Below are 17,508 nucleotides of genomic sequence, written 5' to 3'. Positions count from 1 at the left end.
GATTTAATGGACAGTCCAAACCTTCGATAAACACAAAAAGGTGCTCACCAGGAATGAATTTTGTCCTGAGAAACACCTTTTTTTATCTTCATTCACACCCTTTTATCTCAAACCCACCTCCGAGCAATTACTTCTTCGAAAGCAATTGTCTAATCGGTGTTCCTTTCATAAACATCTCAATATCCTCTACGGTATGGTTAAAATAAATGGCATAGTTTCCTTGAGTCACATAACCCAAATGCGGTGTTGCCAGAAGATTTGGCAGTGTACGCAACATATGATTCACAGGAAGAGGTTCCTGTTCATATACGTCTAGACCGGCCCCGGCAATCCACTCATTCTGTAAAGCTTCGACCATCGCCTCTTGATCCACAATGCCTGCACGGGACGTATTGATCAATAAAGCAGTATTTTTCATCCGTTGCAGCTCGGCTCGTCCGATCAGATTACGAGTGCGATCACTGAGCACCAGATGAATGGAAACAATATCGCTTTGTTCCAGCAACTGTTCCTTCGTCTCTGCCCACTGGACTCCCTGTTCCTCCGCTCGTTCCTGTGTCAAATTCTCACTCCAGGCGATCACGTTCATGCCAAAGGCGTGTGCAATCTCTGCCATCCGGCTGCCAATCTTGCCTAAACCGAGCAGTCCCAGTGTCTTTCCGTACAAATCCATGCCCACTGTACTCTGCCAATTCCGATTGGAACGCAGTGCGTTATTTTCAGTTACCAGCTGTCTGGACAGACCCAGAATCAGCGCCCAGGTCAGTTCCGTCGGGGGATTCGAGCTACCTTCCGTGCCGCATACGGTTACACCACTTTCTTCCGCGGCCTGGAGATCAATGGAGGCATTGCGCATGCCGCTTGTAATCAGAAGCTTGAGTTTGGGCAATTGTGTAATCACGGATTCAGGAAAAGGGGTACGCTCACGCATCAAGACAATAATCTCAAAATCCTGCAGTTCCTGAACGACCTTCTCTTCTGATCCCATGTAATTATTGAACGTCTGAACCTCAACCCGATCCAGGATAGGAGTCCAATCCGCCGAAGAAAGGGCTACATTCTGATAATCATCCAATATGGCACAACGCAACTTCGTCTGCATGGTTGAATCTCCTCCTCAATATGTGCATCATCGAACAATGTTTAAATGTTACCTGATATGATGTAAATCATATGATACATCCTAATTTTATCTATACCCTATCTGTATTGTATCAACTCAGACCCGATCTGCCCAATGTCCCCAGACACAAAAAAGAGCAGGAACACGCTCCCGCTTCTCTCTTTCACATCAAAACAGTTTGAAAAGCAGCGCCGTGACCAAAATGGCCATCGCCACTAGAAACAAGGACCGTATTTTCGCAAAAATCGTATCCAATTTCGATTGGCTATTCTCTGTCAGGGAACCCACAATAGCAATAAAAGCAAGCACGGCAATTACAATCAAACTGAACTCGATGATCCCCATCCCACCGTACGTTGTTAGCAGCACACCTATAATATATAAAACGACAAGGTAGATCCTATGAAAATAACGTTCCATATGAACACCCTTTCTAAAAATGAAATTCTCCCCTCATTCCTCAAGCAACGATAACGTAACCTTAATACTCTGCTGCACAAATGAGCGATCCGGCTCCGATTTCATCATTACGGTCAATCCAATCATCGATACCACCAGAGACTTGGACAGCGCACTTGCGTCGAGATCATTAGACAATTCCCCTGTTTCCTGCCCCCGTTCAATCGTCTCCTTGAAAATCGCCGCCAGATACATCTGGTGCTCGCGTGTCAGGACAGCGAATTTGGGGTCATGCGGAGCCAGTTCAACCATCGTATTGATGCAAAAACAGCCGTGACGAGTATCTGTCACATCCCCTTCTGCTCCGATATGTTCAAATAAAGCACGGAAGGCTTCTTTTACAGAAGATGTATGTTGCAGCCTGGATCTGACCTGAGCGGCATGCAACGTCGTATATCTGCGAAGTGCCGTTTCGAATAATTCCTTTTTATCACCAAAAGCCGCATATAGACTGGGCCGCTGAATCCCCATGGCTGTTGTCAAATCACTTAAGGATGTCGCTTCAAATCCCTTATCCCAGAAAATCTGCATCGCTGCTTCCAGTGCCTGATCCGTATCAAATTCCCGTTGTCTAACCATGTATTCACCCTCTTTATGTATCGATCAGTATACATCTATTTTAATCTAGATCCAATTTCCATGTCAAAAATATCTTTATTTATAAAAGAAAAATCAACCATTCCATTTTATTTCTTGACATCGTGTCAAAGCGTGAAGTATGTTTATTCGGAATCATAATGTACTGATCGGTATATTTAAATTCAACCGTGTTCTTACCGCTCCACCTAACTTACCACATTCGAATACAGAAAGGTGAATCATCCATGCAAAATGCATCTCATCAAGCACATCCCTTCAGCGAAGGACGTCCAGGCATGTCCCGACTTGTCGCGCTGTTATTTGCCCTGTGCAGCGGACTGGCGGTAGCCAACATTTATTATGCCCAGCCTTTGCTCGACTCCATTGCTGACGAGTTTAGAATCTCTCATTCCTCTATTGGAATCGTTATTACCGTAACCCAGATTTGTTACGCCCTCGGATTGTTATTACTGGTCCCACTTGGTGATCTATTGAACCGGCGCAAGCTGATCATGATCCAGATGCTTTTATCCGTAATCGCCCTGGTTACTGTCGGTACCTCATCATCTAGCCAGATTCTATTCATTGGAATGGCCGCCATCGGGCTGCTTGCCGTGATTACACAAACACTGGTTGCCTTTGCCGCTTCCCTGGCTGCACCTTCAGAACGAGGGCGTATCGTCGGTCTGGTCACAAGCGGGATCGTCATAGGCATATTACTGGCGCGAACCGTAGCAGGCACCCTAAACGATTGGATCGGCTGGAGATCGGTCTATCTCTTCTCTGCCAGTCTGACATTACTGGGAATTATCGCTCTTTTTCTTGTATTGCCCAAACACGAACCCAAGCGAGAGAAACTCACCTATACCCAATTAATCGTTTCTGTCCTGCAACTATACCGGGAGCTGCCTATTCTGCGAACACGCGGCGTTCTCGCCACGTTGATCTTCACAGCCTTCAGCATCCTGTGGACTTCCATGGTGCTGCCGCTTAGCGCTCCACCCCTTTCCCTGTCACATACTGCTATCGGAGCCTTTGGTCTTGCGGGAGCTGCTGGTGCGCTGGCTGCTGCACGTGCTGGAAAACTGGCTGATCGGGGATTGGGACAAAAGACGACGGGCGTCGCTCTTGTCATATTGCTTCTATCCTGGCTGCCCATTGGCTATGTTCACCACTCTTTATGGCTGCTTGTAGCTGGGGTAATTATGCTGGACCTTGCCGTGCAGGCCGTACATGTCACCAACCAGAGTCTGATCTATGAAGTTCGACCTGAGGCGCAGAGCCGTTTGACGGGCGCCTACATGATCTTTTATTCAATAGGAAGTGCTACCGGCTCCATTGCTTCTACTCAAGTTTATGCATGGGCAGGTTGGACTGGCGTTTGCTGGCTGGGTGCAGGTGTGAGTGCCGCTGCGCTTCTGTTCTGGACCATTGATCGATATATCCATCGGAATTCGGATCAATAAAAGCACTTAATCCAGCTTATTCCATACCACAATAAACAGAGTGGCTAACGGACCAAATAACAGGGAAATCAGAAACCAGTTAAGACCACTTCTGTTTTTTCCCTGAGCAAGTCCGGCATTAATAAGGGCAAGTGTGCCCCAACCTACAAAATATTCGTTTTCCATCAACTATCATTTCCTCCTTACAGATCGGCTCTATCTATTCTCTAGTAACGCCTTTAGCTTCAAATTACGGCTCTCCAGGAAAGCCTGCATATACCTCTTGAGTACAATCCGCTCTGCAACCCAACCCAGAACACCAAGGGGAGCTTCAAATCTCAGTGTGTCCCTCATAGAAGTGGTCTGCTCTCCAAGCTTGTTGAAGCTGTGTTCATGTCTCATGCTCTTGAAAGCACCTTTCTCCATCTGATCCACAAAGAGATACGGCGGATTGTACTCGGCGATCCGGGAAGTCAGCTTCTGTCTTATCCCGAAATGGCTCGCTTCGAAAGTTACCGTATCGCCTTCACCAATTCTGCCCGTTGTAACACCCGCTACAGCCTGCTCACGGGTATGTTTCCAGACGGTCCGGGTATGAATATCAATGTCCCGAGCATAGTCAAAACATCGCTCAATGGGCGCATGTATTGTAATCTCGGTTACCACTTCAATCAAGGACGATCACTCCCTTTCTGTTTCCTTTCCCTAAAAAGGAAGATTAAGGTCTTTGCAAAGTATACTCCTGGTCACCATGAAGAACAACGCCAGGGGTATGACAAAAACTTAAAAACGGGTCCCCTGTTATCGTATAGGAGGCCCGTTTTCTTTATGCATTCATTTGTTATTCAAACTTAGATAATTAATTCATTAATGGCAAGCGTGCGTTCTTTGGACAGATCACGATATTGTTCCGATTCCACCTTAATCAGTGGTTTGAAAATATCGGATGTATTGTTCATGACAATAACACCCCGCTCGCCGTTGCTCAGCAGTACTTGTTTACCAATAAAATTAGGAAGCAGATGCTGCATCAAGGCTTGAACCGGCTTCTCATTCAATTTGCCAAATCCCATCGCATAAATATCGCGCAAGTTATTGATCAGGTTCGGATTGCTGCTTCCGTGACTGCCGGATCTCATCCCGATGTATATGTCAGCGACAGATACGATCTGTGTATATGGATGAATTTCGTCTTTCTTCAGTTGCATCGGATATCCGGTACCATCCTCCAGTTCATGATGCTGAAGAGCTACAAGCGCCGTAGCTTCATCGGTCATGGAGCTTTTGATAATATCATGTCCGTATATCGTGTGACGCTGCAATTCGAGCTGTTCATCTGCGGTTAACGGTTCCACTTTGTTGCGTATCCGATGAGATACCTTGCATTTGCCAATATCGTGAAGATAGCCACCACGACTGATTTGATAACTTTCTTTTTGGGAATAACCAAGCCAGTTAGCCAGGTAAAATGACAACAGTCCAACCTGAATGGAATGTGTGTAGTTATTGACATCATCCCGTTCCAGCATCATCAGGAGATGTACGACATCCTTTTGCTCGTCCAATCCCTCCACCATCGGTTGAAGCGCATCGTCCACCATGGTTGCGTTGAACTTGCCCACCGTCAGCGCTTCGAGAAACGCGGATTGATAATTATGTACAGTTTGTATAAATTGGGATTTCATTTCTTCTTCAGGCGGTTCTTCCTTAGTGCTTGTACTTGTGCTTGTGCTTGCTCCAGATGCAAATTTTGCCGCAGCAGCAAAGAATTCCGCTTCCGTGATTTCTTCCTCGCGTGGTTCAATATCCACATAGTCTACGCGGTGCTGCATCAGCAAGGTGATATCTTCACTTTTGATCACAGTACCCTGACCCAGAACGTGTAATCCCGCTTCGCTGAATGTATCCGCAGTCAGACGGTCTCCATCTTGCAGGTTCATAATATGGATTCTCAAATCGGTATTCCCCCTGAACAATCATTTATAGTCAACAGTACCCGTTAGTCCGGGTCCCAAAAATCCCTATACTACTTTATATCGATAAATACATTCTTTTTCTCCATAGTCCAAACGACCTTAATCGTAAAAGGAAATACGAACGTATAAGACTTTATTCTCAGTCCCATTTTCAAAAAAGTCCCGGTTTGAATTTTTGTTTAGATCATGGACATCTTGTTTTACACATATATAACCAAAAAGCCCAAAAAAATCTTTGGGCTTTCACAGAATTCAACTATATTTTGATCGAGCTCAGACTCGCTCCCTGTACGAAAAAGCGTTCAATGCCTTTCTCAACAGATGGGTCCGGAATTAACGGTGGCGCCTGGTGCGGCTTCACTCTGGCATCGATAATGATCTGATCACAGCCCCAATGTTTATAGTTGTAACTGCTGTTCACACCGTACATATCATGGGAAGGATTACTTCGCGTAAATGTCGCCCACAAGAAGTTGCTGAGGTTCGCACTCAGGAAAGAACTATCATCACATAAGACGATCATCGGACAGGAAGACAAGTCTCCTTTTTCTTTCAGCATGTCCGTCAATGCCTTCATTTCTTGTTCTGTATCCGCATAACTATTGAATGGCGCACCCTGAATAGCTACAATTCCTGGCATCACGAGCTGTGGATTGTCATACCCCCGGATATCCTTCAATGTCTCTGGTACTTCAAGGCACAATTCCCGTTTCTTGTCCCCATAGGCTGCAAAAACAACCTTACTGCCGCTGTTCAACCCGGTTCCCGAGTAATCCAGCGTATCGATCGTTGTGTTGGTATGGAAATGAATGTCCCGTTGCAGATCCATTCGTTCCAGGATGTACGTCAGGAATTCCACTTCCCGGTGCGTATCCAGCGGTTGCTGATCTTCAGCTGTGATAAACAAATACTTTGCCAGACTGAGCTGGCCTGTGCCCAGAATGCGACTTGCAATCGTCAGCAGCTCTGTTGGCTGTTTTACCGTCTGATAGGGCGTATAGCGCTCACTTCCGATCGCGAACAGAAGCGGATGCACTCCTGCTGCATCGACAGCATGGACTTCTTTCACACCGGGAACTTCCTGTTTAATGGCATCACCCGTAATTTCGTGAATCAGATCCCCAAATGCCGTATCCTCTTGCGGAGGACGACCCACCACGGTAAATGGCCAGATCGCATTCGGCTTGGCGTACACTTTATGCACTCTCATTAGTGGGAACGGATGGGTCAGACTGTAATATCCAAGATGATCACCAAACGGTCCTTCAGGCTTCGTCTCGTCCGGGTAAATATCACCCGTGATGACAAAATCGGCGTCATTGCTGATGCAATACCCATCCTTATAGCTGTAACGGAAACGCCGGCCAGCAAGTAGCCCCGCGAAAGTCATCTCACTGAGTCCTTCAGGCAAAGGCATCACTGCAGAAAGTGTATGTGCAGGCGGACCCCCAATGAATATACTCACTTTCAGGGGTTCTCCCTTTTTGACTGCTTTGGCCTGATGAATACCAATTCCGCGATGGATCTGATAATGAAGTCCAATTTCCTTATTCAGTTCATAATCATTACCACTTAGCTGTACCCGGTACATGCCCAGATTGGAGTTCATGATGCCTGGGTTGTCCGGGTCCTCCGAATAGACTTGAGGCAGCGTAACGAATGCCCCACCATCCATGGGCCAATGCTTGATCAACGGCAGATCCGAGATTTGAATTTCTTGCGCGGTTACAGGCAAACTGATGGACTTCTGCTTAGGAAGAGCCTGCCAGGCGGCAAGACCGGTGCTGATATGCTGAAAAGGCGTCTTGAGTGCCTTCATTGGATCATCCCGAACAGCCATGACACGTTGTACACCTTCAAGCGTTCCACGGAACATGAATTTGCTTCGTTCCAGTGTACCGAACAGGTTCGAAACAGCCTGGAACTTGGAGCCTTTCACATTTTCGAAAAGCAGAGCTGGGCCTTTTGCCTCATGCACTTTCATATGTATCGCTGCCATCTCCAAATGAGGGTCCACTTCTTCCTTCACGCGAATCAAATGTCCGTGCTGCTCCAGATCATTAATGCAATCTTCCATATTGCGATATTTCATTGGATGGCTCCATTCTGTATATAATAAATTGTTATGTTCATATATTCACATAGATGTGCAGGGGGAGCGGATAGAATAAACGTTGAATCTAATTCACTCTCGTCACCCTACAAATGGATTGATACTCGCATCTCTTCTATCTTATCAAATCATCTGCCACTAAACAAAACAATATATGAGATATTTCACGCAGCACTCAACAAAAAGCAATATTTAGGCAACAGGGTCCTGTAATGATACGGACACGGTTGCTTCAATATTGCTAATAGAGCTTACTTAATTGTAGTCAAAGTTTTGGGGATCGTAACCGTAAACTGCGTTCCTTCTCCAACCCTGCTCTCCACATCAATTGTACAATCATGCAATTTCAAAATTTTAATCACGATGGAAAGACCTAATCCATTGCCTCTAAGAGCACTGCTCCGCGCTTTGTCCACCATATAAAATCGATCAAAAATATACGGAAGGGCCTCCTCTGGTATTCCTTGTCCTGAATCTCTAATCGATACCTTCACGAATGACGTAGACATCTCGATTGCGATGTGGATGACCCCATCGAGACCCGTATATTTTATCGCATTGTTGATTAAATTCTGCCAGACCTGCTCAAACAGATCTTTATCGACCGTGATTTCGCAAGGCAATAAATCCAATTCAATCCTGATATTTTTGTGCGCCCACTGGGGTTCCGCTAATACAATCGTTCTTCTTAATTGTTCATCTAATTGGAAGCTGGTGAGATTAAACGGATGGTGCTCTGAATCCAGCGAGGCTAACCGAAGTAAATTATCACTTAACCTGGACAGGCGTAATGTTTCCTCATATATGATATCCAGATGCTCTTTCTGCTCTTCCAATGGGATGACGCCATCTTGCAGCGCTCTTGTAAATCCTCTGATCGATGTTAGTGGAGACTGCATTTCATGAGAGACGTTACTGACAAAATCATCACGCACCGAGTCTATTTTTTGCAACTCACTAGCCATATGATTAAAGCTCTCCATGAGCTCACCAAACTCATCCTGATTATTATGTTTCAATCGGACAGACAGATCGCCTGAGGCCATTTTCTTAGCTGCAGCAGTTAGCCTTTTAATAGGTCTCACAATGTACCCAGACATGAACATGATTAATAAGCTTCCTATGACTAAGACAGTTAATAGCGATATAAATAATGTACGTTTCACATTATGAAAAATCGATGAAAAATTAATCTTGATCAGAAGCGCATCTTTCTCTTCATTCATCCTGGGAACACCGACGATTGCTGTTTCATCTTTGTTGGACATCATAAACGCTTTCGTCGTATTCTTATCAAATAATTTATTAACCTTATCATCTGGTAATGAGGCAAGCAATTCACTTTGTTCATTCACGGAAGTTATATTCAAGCCGTATCTCGCAAAAACATTTAAGCTTGTTTTCACTTTTTCCGGATCATCGATCAGGTTGATCATCGTAGCTATATCTTCGGCAATCGTAATCATGGAATGATTCGGTGTGTTTGCCTGAGACTGCATATTTAGTATAAAGGAGAGAATTAAACTGACGATCACAATACCAAAAAAGGTAACTACGATTCGTAAACGCAGGCTTTTCCTCACGATTTTCATACACTCTCCAAACGATATCCAAGTCCTCTTATCGTCGAAATGATCAGCTCGGGGATCGGTTCCAGCCGTTCTCTTAGCCTTTTAATATGCACATCAACGGTACGCTCATCACCTTCATAATCGATTCCCCATATATCTTCTATAAGCTGTGTACGTGTGAATATTTGCCCTGGCAAACTCGCCAGAGCAAACAACAATTCACATTCCTTTTTTTTCAATTCTACCGTTTGTGCTCCTGCATCGACCGTCAAATTGCTCAAATCAATCGTTGCACTGCCTATATGAATAACATTCGATGAAATCTTGTTGTATCTCTTCATTAAGGATTTCACACGCAAGATTAACTCTACAGGATCAAAAGGTTTTACTAAATAATCGTCTGACCCTGCATTAAATCCTCTGACTTTATCCTTGGATTCGCCTTTGGCAGTCACCATCAGAATCGGAATATCCATATAAGATCGAATATCTTCGGTCAGTTCAATGCCATCTACACGGGGCATCATCACATCTACAATCGCTAAATCAATTTTGGTATAAGAGAGGATGTTCAGTGCTTCTTGGCCATCCGGCGCTTCCACGACGGAAAACTGATTTTTTTCGAGATAAATTCGGATTAATTTGCGGATATGGGAATCATCATCCACCACCAGAATCGTGTTCATGTATCCATTATCCTTTCCGCAATTTTCATTATTCAATACTTGGTTTTATTCATATCGTAAGGATTCCATCGGGTCCAGCTTGGCAGCCTTCGATGAAGGCATCAAACCAGCGATGATGCTAATCACTGTACTTACAAGGATTCCGAACAAGATATAATATCCGGATAAGTTAATTAGTTTTGCTCCAAACGCATTGTCCAAAAGAATATTTAAAACATAACTAATAATTATCGCAAATACTACCGCAATGATACCACTGAATACCCCCAATAGAGCCGATTCAGAAAAGAAAATTCGCTTGATATCCTTCTTTCTTGCTCCAATCGCACGAAGGATTCCGATTTCCTTTGTTCGTTCCACGACACTAATATAAAGCACAACCAGTATCATAATACCAGATACAATCAACGAAATGCCTGCAATACCAGACAGAACGATCGTGGCCATGTTCACATATGTCGTGATATTTTCCATAACTTTTGCCGTCTGGGAGCCTGAGAAGCCCGCATCAACAGCAGCAGCATTAATATCATTGACATATTTCATATCGGTTGCATAAGCGTTAACCTGAATTGGCCCAATCGTTATTCCTTTGTCCGTATACATTTGCTCCAACGTGTGTGATGAAATGTAACCCGGTGATTGCTGCATGGGTGATCTTTGATCTGACGCTTCATAAATACCTGATATGGTTATTTCTTTCTCCAAAGTTACCGGTTTATTATTGCCATCCATCTCACTGATATATAGAAACACAGACTTGCCGATCATGGATTCAGCTTGGTCATTTCCGCTTAATTTATTCGCCGTATCGAGGGGTAACATCATCTCATTTTCTACCGGAAGCTTACCCGTTGTTAGCGTTGCTGGATCAAAAGCGTCCGTTAACGTCGTTAACTGCGTGAGTGCCACACTTTGCTTTGCATGAACCATAGTCGATTTGCCTGTAATGGTAGTGATCGTCTCTACATGATCCACATTAGGGAATTTGCGAATGGTCTCAATATCAGCTTCTGTGAACGGTTCACCTGTTGCCATCAAGGCTTCGGGGCCTTGCATATCTTTGGCTTCTTCACTCGGCTTCGTTATATCCACGAGTAACGGGTCCATGCTTGAATTGATTTCGTCGTTCATATATGTCGTTATCCCATTACCCAAGGAGAGCATCAGGAGTACACTTAAAATCCCGATCGACCCACCTAATGCTACCAGTACATTACGCTTGCCGTTGAGCTTCATATTTTTGAGAGCCATTTTGAAAGAAGCCAGTAAGCCCAGGTTTCTGGAAGCACCACGACTACCCTCGTAGGTAGTCAAGGAACGATCTTTTAAATGGATATCATCCTTAATTCGTCCCTCCTCTACCTTCACAATACGTGTACCGGAATCAGCTACTTTCTGAGAGTGGGTTACGGCTATTACCAACATTCCTTTTTGCGCAATGCTGTCCAGCAAAGCCAGAATTTGATCCCCATTTTCCCGATCCAGAGCACCTGTTGGTTCATCCGCCAAAATAATGTCTGGATTGTTTGATAATGCACGAGCAATGGAGACCCTTTGCTTCTGTCCACCCGACAGCTGATTGGGCCGTTTATTCAGATGTTCCTGCAGCCCGACCTCGGTCAAAATATCTATAGCGCGCTTGTTTCGTTCCTTTTCACTTGTATCCGTCATTTGCATGGCAATCGTAACATTCTCCAGCACAGACAAATGCGGGATCAGATTGAAATTTTGAAACACAAAGCCGATATTATTCTTGCGATAATCATCCATTTCCTTCTCAGTCATGGCACTTAAGTTCTTCCTACGAACAAGGATCTCCCCTTCAAAATCGGAGTCCATTCCACCAATAATATTCATGAGGGTTGACTTTCCGCAACCCGATTCACCAAGGATCGAGACGAATTCTCCTGTCTCAAAGCTCAAATTCACATCGTGGAGCACAGGGACCTTTTCCTTACCATACAGCGTGTATGATTTCTTCACATGTTTAACTTCTAATATAGTCATCTTGATCTCTTCCTCTCCAAGTCATACACCCTATCTATATTGGCCATTTCACATTCTAACAAATTTGTGTGAACTGATAATGAACTGGACCATTCGCGTCTGCCTGGCAAAAGAATTGTAGCTGTCAAAAATCAATATGTAAGGAAAAGCAAACGGAGCCCTACTTTCATTAGGACTCCGTTTGCTTCGTTTTGCTTCATTCGCTTTAAACGTTCATCGTTTAGAGAAATATCAGATTAGTCCGGCTTTGCTAAGCAATCTTTTCACGATGACTGCAGTTTGTGAACGACTAATTGCGGTATTCGCCATCAACTTGCCATCTGTGCCCTGCACCAGACCTTGCTTGACGGCTGAAGCTATTCCTTCTGCAGCCCAGTTTTGTACGATTCCACTGTCCGTGAAGGTGCTTAGCAACTCTTCTGTCTCGGATGCTGACGCCTGTTCCAATTCAACCAAATCCAATGCACGTGAGATAATAGTCATGGCTTCGGCCCGTGTAATGTTGCCATTGGGATGGAAGCTTTCATCCGCATAACCACTAATCAGTCCATAGGAAACTGCAATTTGTACGTCATTTTCATACCAGCTTCCTGTCTGCACGTCCTTGAATGCTGTCTTTTCAGTGCCTTTGGTGGAATGAAGTCCAAGGCCGCGCAGCAAGATGGCTGTAAATTCCGCACGTGTTATGCTGCGATCCGGTGAGAAACTGTTCTCGCCTATACCTTGCACAATCAGGCGTGATGCCAGATCCTGCACGTCACTGCGGCTCCAGTGATTCGATACATCGTCAAATGTTACCGGATGATAGATCAGCGCATAAGTGCTGTTGGTCAGGCTGTTAATGACAGCAGAATACTTTCCGTTTGCCTGAACGATTTTGGTTGGTACATGTACAATGCTTCCGTCTGGCAGAAGCACTACGCCCGTTGTGATCTTCGACGAATCCACGCCTTCCGGGAGATTAATCGAGCGTTCAACATAAGCGCTATACTGATCAATGTCTACCCGTACTCCTCCATGAGTTGCGCTCACCTTAAAATCGACCGGAGATGCTACGACAGATGCATTATTTTGTTTCTTCACCGCTGCTGTCACAGCTGCTTGTTCTTCCTTAGAGCCTGGCGCAATCGTCAGTTGAATCACGATATCCTCAAGGTCAGCCGATGTCCCCAATTGTTTGGAAATTGAATCAATCCGAATTTGATTTGCAGGAAGGGTGTATGTCCCTTGATCTGTCTGAATAACCAGTTCTGCATTATTGTTTTCCATGGCCTTAATCAGTTTGCCATTCAGCTCACCAATTACTGTATTGGTTCCTGTGCCGCTTACTGGCAGCAACAACGTTTTGAGTCCGTCGCTGATTTGGTTCAGCACTTTGTCGTTATCCACCTTCACCGTAGTTACAACTCGGTTCTCTACCGTTGCGGTCTCTGCGGTTGCCGATTGTTCCTGCTTTTGACCGTTTACATAGATATCTACAATTTTGCTTGTTACCGCAGTAGACGGAACAGGTGTAACGACTGGTGAAGTGGTGTTAGAACCACCTGTTGAACTTCCTGATCCGGGAGATGGTGTTACTGGTGTCGTACCAGATGTAATCGTTATCGTTCCGCCTGTAAGCTGGCTGAGGACCCCATATCCTGAATCGTTTAAGCTCAAATGCTCACTGTCTAACGTATCGATAACCAATTGCTTTGTCCCGGCAGCAGTGCCGCTTTTAGCTTTAATCTCAATATCAAATAGCTGCTGTGTGGATGTAAGCCGATGATCGCCTGTGAAATCGGACCAAATGATACGAGCCCAACCTGCTTCGTTATCATAATAAGACTGGAAGCAGCCTTGCTCGTCCGTTTGACATGCCGGAATTTCAGTCTTACCGTGCGTTGGAGTAATGGCTATAATCTGCAATGCAGATGCGTCATACTCCACCTGCATATTATAGGCACCGATTCTTCCATAATCAGGTACTTCAAATTTCACGGGAACGTGCACCGACTGGCCTGCTTGTACACTGACGTTATCAAGCGTAATTTTCACCGGTCTGTCCGGTGCAGCTCCGGCCACACCTGGCAGCACAAGGGATGAGAACAGTGCAATGATGACAAGCAGTTTGGATATTTTTCCAGTGGCCCGGATCTGCTTCTTTCTGGTTTGGAACATGGAATGACCTCCTTCTCGTGACTTGAGATGATATTTATTATTGGTGTTTTGAACTTTCTCCACAGTTGAACTACGTGAATATTAAGGAGTTGGTGGTGGACCTTCTTCGGTTGTAAATGTCCACATGAGCAGTGTGCTTAATCCGATTGGATTAACATAATGAGAATCCTCGCCTCCATAAAAGAAAAACCATGGTACTTCTATTGAATATTGGTGACCATAAGTCAATCCTGGGTTAGTGATCGTGACAATATTATCGTTTATGGTGTAATCTTGATCTTTAACGGAGTATTCCTTAACGATTTGGTTCTCTGTTAAATCTCTGATCTTGATGTAAATTCCGGAACGCTGAGGTACATCATAAACAGGAACGGTATACGTAATGACCAAAGGATCATTGACCCCAACTCCAGTAGTTCCATTGACTGGAGACAAGCTTTGTACGTCGGCACTTAAAGCACCCTGAGTCACAGCTGCGGTTCCACCCACGATAACCCCTTCTCCCTTAATCTCACCCTTCATCGCTTGTGGAGTGATTTTCAGGAACAGGTACTTTCCAATATCTTCAACCCTGATCAAGTACTCTTTTGACGTGGCACCTGTAATTTCTTGCTTGTCTATTCCTGTAACATCAGAAGCACTGTACCACTGATACAATGGGTTATCACCCTGATCGTCACCCTCAAGGTCCAAGTAATTGTATGTACCGGTAATGGTGCTTCCCATTTTCATCTCACCCGTCAGTTCAGCGTTCACGGCATATGGAGCATCCTGAATCTGCTTAAACGTCAAGACATAATGGTTATCTGTGGCTCCCAAACTGCGCTGCGTATATCCTCTAAACAACTCACTCAAATCTGTCATATTCAGCGTACTATCACGATTTACATCCATGCGATTGAGTTCACTCATCGTTGGTCCTCGAAATCTAGGCGTGTTTAGGAAATCCGAAATAGCTTTAGCATCTCTTGAGTCAACTTTACCGTCTCCGTTGGTATCTCCTTGTTTCGTAACCTGTAGCTCTAGATGATCCTGAATGGATGTCCCCGAAGTGTGTTTGGCAAGCAACTTAATGGTGACTGTACCCGCTTTCTGGATTTGCACAATCAAATGTCCTTCTCTAACCCTTGCTGACGCAACGGAGGTATCGTTCGATTCAGCGTACAGTTCATTGTCGTTCACCAGATCGAAGGAGGATAAATAATCCATCAAATCAACGGTTACGAACGAACCATCTACCACTATGGATCTCTGTTCACTCCCGTTCGTAGCTGAGGTTTCCGCCAGCCAGTTAATATCTTCGTTTAATACAGGTGCGGTGATTATGGCTTGACTTGATGGTGCTCCAGCTTGCACCGAAGGGATTGTGCTTCCAAGTGGCAAGGCGATTCCGAGCCCCAGCGCCGTCAGCATACTTTTTTTCATTAGTGGCGCAAATCTTGTTCCAATTGGTTTATCCTTCACCTTTATGTACCCCCTTGATAAATTTCAAATTTTTAAAAATATAAATCAAGTATATCGCTCCCTTCTGAACCGATTCTGAACATGAAAAAACCAATTCCTAGCAAAATACGAAAAAAAACGCCTTTGAACCAATGGTTCAAGACGTTTCACACGATCGATTCCATTCAATTTTCAGTCCCAATACTTAAATCCCTTCCACAATACGCTTCGAACGAACCTCTACCTGACGGAAAAGTTCTTCCTCATCTATCGTTAGCAGCTGCCTGCCTCTCATCAGTACACGACCATTCACAATGGTGGTATCTACATCAGCTCCATTCACGCTGTATGCAAGCAATGATTCCAGCTCGTGAACCGGCTGCAAATGCGGTTTCTTCAGATCAATCAGAATCAGGTCGGCCTTGCGCCCAACTTCCAGCACACCTACTTCATCCTGAAGGTTCAACAGACCTGCACTTCCCCGTGTAGACATGTGTAGTACCTCTCTTGCCGACAACCGGGTAGGATCACCATAATCCAGCTTTTGCAGCCAGGTCGCAGCCTTGATCTCTTCAAACATATCGATGGTTGTCGCACTGCCTGCCCCGTCAGTTCCAAGACCCACATTAATTCCCTGTGCAATCATCTCGGTAATTGGGGCAATTCCGCAGCCAAGCTTCAGATTGCTGACCGGATTATGCGCTACTCCACCACGCATGCCTTTCAATCTGCCAATATCTCTGCGATTCAGGTGTACGCCATGCGCAAGCAGTACGTGTAGTTTTTCGAACATACCTGCCTCTTCCAAATACTCCGTTGGCGTCATACCATAGCGTTCACGAATCTTCACAACTTCCTCTTTCGTCTCAGCCAGATGAATATGGATAGGCACGTTCTCCTGTTCCGCCATCGCGATGACTTCCCGCAAAGGTTCTACTGGGCAAGTATAGGGAGAATGCGGGCCATACATCGTCGTGATTCGACCCTCAGCCTTACCCGACCAACGTTGCACCAAATCGACCGCTTCCTGTAATCTGCGCCCTCCGTCATCCTCCATGAATACCATGCCGCGTGTGAGCGATGCCCGAATACCGGTTTCCGTTACCGCTTCTGCGATTTCATTCATGTGAATGTACATATCAGCGTAAGCTGTAGTTCCTGAACGGATCATCTCGGCGATGGATAATTGTGCTCCCCAATATATATCTTCGGGTGTCATCCTTGCTTCTGCAGGAAGCATCTTACGGTCAAGCCAGTCCATCAGCTTCAGATCATCCGAGAATCCCCGCAACAGACTCATCGGTGTATGCTGGTGAGCATTGATCAAGCCCGGCATGGCCACTTTATGTTGACCATCCATAATGTCATCACCCGGTTGAGCCTGAATGTGGGGAGCCATCTCTGCGATACGGTCGCCTACAATGCGAATATCCCCCTTGAAGGGGGAATCGGTGTCTTTCATCGTTACGATTGTGGCTTGCTGGATTAATATACTCATTCGTTTCACAACTCCTCTAGGTTTGGATTGCCTTACTTCCAAATCCGAGGATAAGCCTTCACGTAACGGCAAGGTCAAGACTAAGTTAATTTTTGAGTCGTCATCGTTCTGAAACTTTGGATAAAAGGCTTGGGATCTATGTTGACCATATAAGGATAGACTCCGGTGCTGGTATGTAGATAGAAAAAACCACCTTCATTCCCCATTCTCCGAAAGGACATGTCGAACACTTCCGTAATATTAAACTCGCGGTATTTCGTTACAATCTTGTCCGAGTACAGGATCATGGACCGATCGCTATGCAGTACTTCCTGTGCGAGCCCCGTCACTTCTCTCTGTACTTTGTAATAAGGCAATACAGCAATACAGTTCATGATCTGCCTCCGTTCTATCCATGATTATTTGTTCCATCATAGCAGATCGGAGAGCCTGAGCAAAAAAATGA

15 protein-coding genes are annotated in these 17,508 nt (G+C 45.1%); 1 reads left to right on the top strand and 14 read right to left on the bottom strand.

The genetic code is table 11. The features are described 5' to 3' along the window. Positions 1–127: 127 nt before the first annotated feature. The 3 genes from BMW94_RS02280 to BMW94_RS02270 form a co-directional block, all read right to left on the bottom strand. Positions 128–1,102, bottom strand: a complete 975-nt coding sequence (locus tag BMW94_RS02280; protein WP_090994015.1) for a D-2-hydroxyacid dehydrogenase family protein — start codon at positions 1,100–1,102, stop codon at positions 128–130. A gap of 189 nt (positions 1,103–1,291) precedes the next feature. Then, positions 1,292–1,543, bottom strand: a complete 252-nt coding sequence (locus BMW94_RS02275; RefSeq protein WP_090994013.1) for a hypothetical protein — start codon at positions 1,541–1,543, stop codon at positions 1,292–1,294. Between the two features lie 33 nt (positions 1,544–1,576). Continuing rightward, positions 1,577–2,161 carry a TetR/AcrR family transcriptional regulator gene (locus BMW94_RS02270; protein ID WP_090994010.1) on the bottom strand — a complete coding sequence of 195 codons (585 nt, stop codon included), beginning with the start codon at positions 2,159–2,161 and terminating at the stop codon, positions 1,577–1,579. 245 nt (positions 2,162–2,406) lie between these two features. Between BMW94_RS02270 and BMW94_RS02265 the strand changes: the two genes are divergently transcribed. Next, positions 2,407–3,627: an MFS transporter gene (locus BMW94_RS02265; protein WP_090994009.1), complete on the top strand. Its 1,221-nt coding sequence runs from the start codon at positions 2,407–2,409 to the stop codon at positions 3,625–3,627. Between the two features lie 6 nt (positions 3,628–3,633). On the opposite strand, the gene BMW94_RS30350 is transcribed toward BMW94_RS02265, so the two are convergent. From BMW94_RS30350 to BMW94_RS02215, 11 genes are all read right to left on the bottom strand, one after another. After that, the gene (locus BMW94_RS30350) at positions 3,634–3,795 is read right to left on the bottom strand and encodes a hypothetical protein (protein ID WP_167434798.1); all 162 of its coding nucleotides are present in this window, start codon (positions 3,793–3,795) and stop codon (positions 3,634–3,636) included. Between the two features lie 27 nt (positions 3,796–3,822). Beyond that, positions 3,823–4,281, bottom strand: coding sequence for an SRPBCC family protein (locus BMW94_RS02260; RefSeq protein WP_090994007.1), 459 nt, complete (start codon positions 4,279–4,281; stop codon positions 3,823–3,825). A gap of 176 nt (positions 4,282–4,457) precedes the next feature. After that, a complete protein-coding gene (locus BMW94_RS02255) occupies positions 4,458–5,561 on the bottom strand; it encodes an HD-GYP domain-containing protein (protein ID WP_079694462.1) in 1,104 nt (367 codons plus the stop codon). A gap of 277 nt (positions 5,562–5,838) precedes the next feature. Next, positions 5,839–7,674: a UbiD family decarboxylase gene (locus BMW94_RS02250; RefSeq protein WP_090994005.1), complete on the bottom strand. Its 1,836-nt coding sequence runs from the start codon at positions 7,672–7,674 to the stop codon at positions 5,839–5,841. A 272-nt stretch (positions 7,675–7,946) separates the two neighbouring features. Further along, positions 7,947–9,287, bottom strand: coding sequence for a sensor histidine kinase (locus tag BMW94_RS02245; protein ID WP_090994001.1), 1,341 nt, complete (start codon positions 9,285–9,287; stop codon positions 7,947–7,949). Next, positions 9,284–9,952, bottom strand: coding sequence for a response regulator transcription factor (locus BMW94_RS02240; RefSeq protein ID WP_090993999.1), 669 nt, complete (start codon positions 9,950–9,952; stop codon positions 9,284–9,286). Before BMW94_RS02240 ends, BMW94_RS02245 begins: the two co-directional genes overlap by 4 nt. Before the next feature lie 45 nt (positions 9,953–9,997). Beyond that, the gene (locus tag BMW94_RS02235; protein ID WP_090993997.1) at positions 9,998–11,962 is read right to left on the bottom strand and encodes an ABC transporter ATP-binding protein/permease; all 1,965 of its coding nucleotides are present in this window, start codon (positions 11,960–11,962) and stop codon (positions 9,998–10,000) included. A gap of 231 nt (positions 11,963–12,193) precedes the next feature. Continuing rightward, a complete protein-coding gene (locus BMW94_RS02230; protein ID WP_090993995.1) occupies positions 12,194–14,122 on the bottom strand; it encodes an S-layer homology domain-containing protein in 1,929 nt (642 codons plus the stop codon). Between the two features lie 81 nt (positions 14,123–14,203). Further along, positions 14,204–15,586: a dockerin type I domain-containing protein gene (locus tag BMW94_RS02225; protein WP_090993993.1), complete on the bottom strand. Its 1,383-nt coding sequence runs from the start codon at positions 15,584–15,586 to the stop codon at positions 14,204–14,206. Between the two features lie 184 nt (positions 15,587–15,770). Further along, entirely contained in the window at positions 15,771–17,063 is a 1,293-nt protein-coding gene (locus BMW94_RS02220) for an amidohydrolase (RefSeq protein WP_090993991.1), read from the bottom strand. A gap of 80 nt (positions 17,064–17,143) precedes the next feature. Next, entirely contained in the window at positions 17,144–17,437 is a 294-nt protein-coding gene (locus tag BMW94_RS02215) for a hypothetical protein (RefSeq protein WP_063563436.1), read from the bottom strand. Positions 17,438–17,508 lie beyond the last annotated feature (71 nt).

The organism is Paenibacillus sp. OK003, from assembly GCF_900109515.1.
Taxonomy (GTDB): Bacteria; Bacillota; Bacilli; order Paenibacillales; family Paenibacillaceae; genus Paenibacillus; species Paenibacillus marchantiae.
The sequence above is the reverse complement of the archived record's forward strand: the minus strand, read 5'-3'. Positions and strand labels throughout refer to the sequence as shown.

What these genes read in the sequence shown, in the direction of transcription:
- BMW94_RS02280 (WP_090994015.1), bottom strand. Translation starts at nt 1,102, where the DNA reads ATGCAGACGAAGTTGCGTTGTGCCATATTGGATGATTATCAGAATGTA.
- BMW94_RS02275 (WP_090994013.1), bottom strand. Translation starts at nt 1,543, where the DNA reads ATGGAACGTTATTTTCATAGGATCTACCTTGTCGTTTTATATATTATA.
- BMW94_RS02270 (WP_090994010.1), bottom strand. Translation starts at nt 2,161, where the DNA reads ATGGTTAGACAACGGGAATTTGATACGGATCAGGCACTGGAAGCAGCG.
- BMW94_RS02265 (WP_090994009.1), top strand. Translation starts at nt 2,407, where the DNA reads ATGCAAAATGCATCTCATCAAGCACATCCCTTCAGCGAAGGACGTCCA.
- BMW94_RS02250 (WP_090994005.1), bottom strand. Translation starts at nt 7,674, where the DNA reads ATGAAATATCGCAATATGGAAGATTGCATTAATGATCTGGAGCAGCAC.
- BMW94_RS02245 (WP_090994001.1), bottom strand. Translation starts at nt 9,287, where the DNA reads ATGAAAATCGTGAGGAAAAGCCTGCGTTTACGAATCGTAGTTACCTTT.
- BMW94_RS02240 (WP_090993999.1), bottom strand. Translation starts at nt 9,952, where the DNA reads ATGAACACGATTCTGGTGGTGGATGATGATTCCCATATCCGCAAATTA.
- BMW94_RS02235 (WP_090993997.1), bottom strand. Translation starts at nt 11,962, where the DNA reads ATGACTATATTAGAAGTTAAACATGTGAAGAAATCATACACGCTGTAT.
- BMW94_RS02230 (WP_090993995.1), bottom strand. Translation starts at nt 14,122, where the DNA reads ATGTTCCAAACCAGAAAGAAGCAGATCCGGGCCACTGGAAAAATATCC.
- BMW94_RS02220 (WP_090993991.1), bottom strand. Translation starts at nt 17,063, where the DNA reads ATGAGTATATTAATCCAGCAAGCCACAATCGTAACGATGAAAGACACC.
- BMW94_RS02215 (WP_063563436.1), bottom strand. Translation starts at nt 17,437, where the DNA reads ATGAACTGTATTGCTGTATTGCCTTATTACAAAGTACAGAGAGAAGTG.